This window comes from Hydrogenobaculum sp. (assembly GCF_049967395.1).
GTDB lineage: Bacteria > Aquificota > Aquificia > Aquificales > Aquificaceae > Hydrogenobaculum.
Window position 1 is genome coordinate 1 of record NZ_JBMFST010000075.1, and the last position, 3,712, is coordinate 3,712.

Genomic DNA, 3,712 nt, shown 5'->3' on the forward strand with positions numbered 1-3,712 from the left:
ATCGGATTTGAACTTTCTGTATAGCTAAGATAAGAGCTCTCGTAAGACGGCAAAGTGTAAGACTCTACAACAGTACCGCTACACGGCGCGTTTAGATTTAAATAAGGTCCCACATTGTAAATAGTTAAAGAAGAATTTGTAGCACACAAAGAAGTATAAACTGAATTTGATATGGCGTAGGTTTTTGCTTCCATAGCAAGGTAATGAAGCCTTTGACCTTCAGAGTAAAGTTTATACTGATGATACCACACCATACCAGGCCCAATAAATATATATGCTAAGATGGCGAATATGGCTATTACTACAAGCATCTCTATCAAAGAGAAAGCTTTCGATGTATACATAAAACACCTCTATTATTATATCGCTAAAAACAAAAAAATTTTAAAATCGGAATGCCGGGACTCGAACCCGGGACCCCTGGCCCCCCATGCCAGTGCGCTACCACCTGCGCCACATTCCGTCAAGCTTTTTTCTTGTGGTTTACTTGCAAAACAAAATTTTGGCTTGGCTTAAAAGTAAGGCTATACCTTGTAGGTATCTTATACAAATCACCTGTTTTTGGATTTCTTCCTATGCGCGGTTTTCTTTCTTTTATATAAAAAGTTCCAAAACCAGAAAGCTGAATTTTATTTTCCTTCTTTGACATAATAGCATCTTCTAATATATCTAAAAACATATTGATGATACGAGACACATCCCTTTTCTTTAGTTTGGTATCTTGCTTTTGCAACTTTATCATAACTTGATTTAACAAATCTTTCTTTCTCATAATATATATAAAAAGTATAACACAATTATAAAAATTATAAATATGATACCAATTCTAAGGTTTATAGCTTTTGATATGCTAAGAGAAAAAATCAACGTACTCAAAATGCTGAGAAACCCCCCAACCATAAGCATATTTGGTATATGCCAATCGGTAAACCATAAGCCCAAGCTAACCGGCATACAAGATTGAAAAACCAAAGACCCTACTATATTGCCTATAGACGACTTTAGCTTTCCTTTTCTGGCCCAAATAAAAGCGTTTGAAAGCTCTGGCAACTCCGTAGCAAGCGGAGAAAAAACTATAGCACTCTTGTAAGAATCCCATCCAAGCAGATGAGATACACCGTCTATGCTTAGCACAAGCCCATCTATCACAAAAGGAAGCGCCAAAATCACCAAAACCCCCTGAACTACGGCAAGCATTTTGGTATAGCCTTTTATTCCAAGCTTAGAGAAAAAAAGCGTTTCCTTCTCTTCTTCGCCCGTGGTTTTGCGGCTTTTAAACTGAATATATACAAAGTATGCATAGATTAGCAAAAACAACAACACAAGAGGTTTTTTAAAGGGCAAAAAATTAGCCAAGAGAGCCATATTAAAAGCAAACAAGAAAAATAGTATGTTTGTCAAGTCATACAAATCTTTAAATCTTTTATATTTGGCTTCTATCACTAAAAGCATAAAACCAAAACCAAACATACTAAGAAACATGGGCCCACCAAATATAGAACCTAAACCAATGTGCGTAGTATCAACGGAGCCCTTTAAAAAAGATATCAAAGGTACTAAAAATTCAGGCAATGTGGTAACCAAAGAAGCTATTACAGAAGAAGTAATGCCCTCTGGAATTTTCAACTCGTAAGCCAAAACATCTATAGCGTTTACAATTAACTCCGCCAATATATATATTAAAATCATGTAAACTGCTATAAGAAGAAAATCCATATGAATATTATACTATGCTATAATATTACTATGCCCATAGATGAAAGCTACAAAAGTAAGGATTTGCAAAAACTTTTAGACTTCAAGGCATATGTAGAGCCTATTGTAAAAGAAGAGATAGAAAACGCAGATGAAGATGATTTAGAGTTTGGTTATTCTTTTGAAGAAACATTAGATGAAAAACTATGGGAAAGCGCTGTAGAGCAAAACAACTACTACGATGTAAAAACAGAAGTTTTGGAGCATCACGACGGGGTTTATCTTAAAAGTACGTTTGTAAACTCAATAGAAAACATAACAGCAGAAAGATACGTAAATATAAGATCAAACGCCAAAATAGAAATCTCTTACAGATGCTTTATAGATATAGATAACATAAAAGCTATCATAGAAAAATCCAAAGATACATTTAAAATCACTTTAAAAAGTGGATGATTTATTTTTATCAGTAGGAGATTTATCGGCCGCCAACTACGTAGTAAATATTTTAAAACATCTTAAAGAAAAACCAAAACCTCTAAGCATATCAGGTATCACAGACAAAAGAATGGAAGAACTCGGCGTAAAATCAATAGCAAATATAAAAGATTTAAATTTGGTAGGCATAGTAGAAGTCCTTCCAAAGATTTTTAAAATAAAAAAAATAATGAAACGCTCTTTAGAAGCGGCCAACAATTCAAGATGGGTAATGCTTTGCGATGCCCCTGGGTTTAACTTCCATCTTATGAAAAACCTAAAACACGACAACATAATATACTTTATATCTCCTCAAGTATGGGCTTGGAAACCCCAAAGGGTAAAAGAGATTGTAAATCACGTAAAACATCTTATAGTAATACTTCCTTTTGAATTAGACATATATAAACCCTATGAAAATGAGAATTTTAAAGTACATTATTTTGGCCATCCTCTTCTTGATATCATAAAACCATCAAACGTCCAAAAAGAAAACATAATAGCTATGTTGCCCGGTTCTAGAAACTCCGAATTTAAAAGACATATTGGGCTTTTAGAAGAAGTAGCTTATTATATTTACAAAACTTTTCATATGAAAAGCCTAATACCTGTAGCAAGCACGGTAGATTATCCCATATACTCAAAAGATTATATAGAAACCACAAGAGAAAGCTCTATAGAGATTATGAAGAAAGCAAAGTTTGGCATAATAGCTTCAGGCACAGCCTCTTTAGAAGCAGCCCTTGTTGGACTACCCCATGTAATATTTTATAGATTAAATCCAATAACGCTTCAAATAGCAAAACACCTTGTAAAATCAAAATACATAGGCCTTCCAAACATCATAATGGACAAAGAGATAATCCCAGAACTAATCCAGCCTTCCAAAGAAGACATCATAAAAAAAGTATCTTATTATTTAGAAAATCCCAAAAGCTTAGAAAATATGAAAGAAAACTTAAAGCTTTTAAGAGAAAAATTATCTCCAGAAAACGCCACCGAAAGGATAGCGGATTTTTTATTTGAAACAATAAAATAATTTAAAATCGGGGTAGCAGGACTCGAACCTGCGACATTCGGCTCCCAAAGCCGACGCTCTACCACCTGAGCCACACCCCGTAGTATATACATTATAGCACAAATTTTAATTTTGTAAAGGGGAAAATGAAGCTGGCATATCTAAACATCTACCATAAAAGCGTTTATACCTTGCATAGTCTTGAATGACAATATTTTATAAGAAATTATCAGTAAAGTTTTTCTCTATGCCAAGCACTTTTTTGGATATTAGGTTTGGATTTGGGATCGTCTACTCTTTTGTGTAAATCTTTATGTGTGTTAAAATACTTTACTCTAAGGAGGTAAAATCAACAAGAGTTTTCAGAACTCATTAGAACTGTAGTTGCCAATACTGTAGGTAAAATGCTACAAGATAAGTCTACCACAGTTTCAGAATTGGATGAACGGTGTAGAACTATCTCCTTCTCTTATTTCAAGGCTAACAGATAAAATCATTCCAGAGATAAGAGAATGGCAATCT

Annotated in this window: 5 protein-coding genes and 2 tRNA genes; 2 read left to right on the top strand and 5 right to left on the bottom strand. The window is 34.1% G+C overall.

The features are described from left to right. The 4 genes from ACP5S8_RS07855 to ACP5S8_RS07870 form a co-directional block, all read right to left on the bottom strand. The coding region (locus ACP5S8_RS07855) for a pilus assembly FimT family protein (protein ID WP_461876398.1) at positions 1-344 on the bottom strand (344 nt) is incomplete at its 3' end. Between the two features lie 46 nt (positions 345-390). Then, positions 391-463: transfer RNA gene (locus ACP5S8_RS07860), tRNA-Pro, on the bottom strand. Continuing rightward, entirely contained in the window at positions 464-772 is a 309-nt protein-coding gene (locus ACP5S8_RS07865) for an HU family DNA-binding protein (protein ID WP_461870872.1), read from the bottom strand. Next, positions 769-1,716 (bottom strand): sodium:calcium antiporter, encoded by a 948-nt coding sequence (locus tag ACP5S8_RS07870; protein WP_461876399.1) that lies wholly within the window; start codon positions 1,714-1,716, stop codon positions 769-771. Before ACP5S8_RS07870 ends, ACP5S8_RS07865 begins: the two co-directional genes overlap by 4 nt. 30 nt (positions 1,717-1,746) lie before the next feature. Here ACP5S8_RS07870 and ACP5S8_RS07875 point away from each other — a divergent pair, with 30 nt between their 5' ends. Next, on the top strand, positions 1,747-2,151 hold the full coding sequence (locus tag ACP5S8_RS07875; protein WP_461876400.1) for a hypothetical protein: 405 nt from the start codon (positions 1,747-1,749) through the stop codon (positions 2,149-2,151). After that, complete coding sequence (gene lpxB, locus ACP5S8_RS07880) at positions 2,144-3,211, top strand: lipid-A-disaccharide synthase (protein ID WP_461876401.1); 1,068 nt, start codon at positions 2,144-2,146, stop codon at positions 3,209-3,211. The genes ACP5S8_RS07875 and lpxB overlap by 8 nt, the downstream gene beginning before the upstream one ends. Positions 3,212-3,218: 7 nt before the next feature. Here lpxB and ACP5S8_RS07885 read toward each other — a convergent pair. Then, a tRNA-Pro gene (locus tag ACP5S8_RS07885) sits at positions 3,219-3,291 on the bottom strand. Between the last annotated feature and the right edge of the window lie 421 nt (positions 3,292-3,712).

Coding starts and splice junctions, on each gene's coding strand:
- ACP5S8_RS07875 (WP_461876400.1), top strand. CDS start 1,747: ATGCCCATAGATGAAAGCTACAAAAGTAAGGATTTGCAAAAACTTTTA.
- ACP5S8_RS07865 (WP_461870872.1), bottom strand. CDS start 772: ATGAGAAAGAAAGATTTGTTAAATCAAGTTATGATAAAGTTGCAAAAG.
- ACP5S8_RS07870 (WP_461876399.1), bottom strand. CDS start 1,716: ATGGATTTTCTTCTTATAGCAGTTTACATGATTTTAATATATATATTG.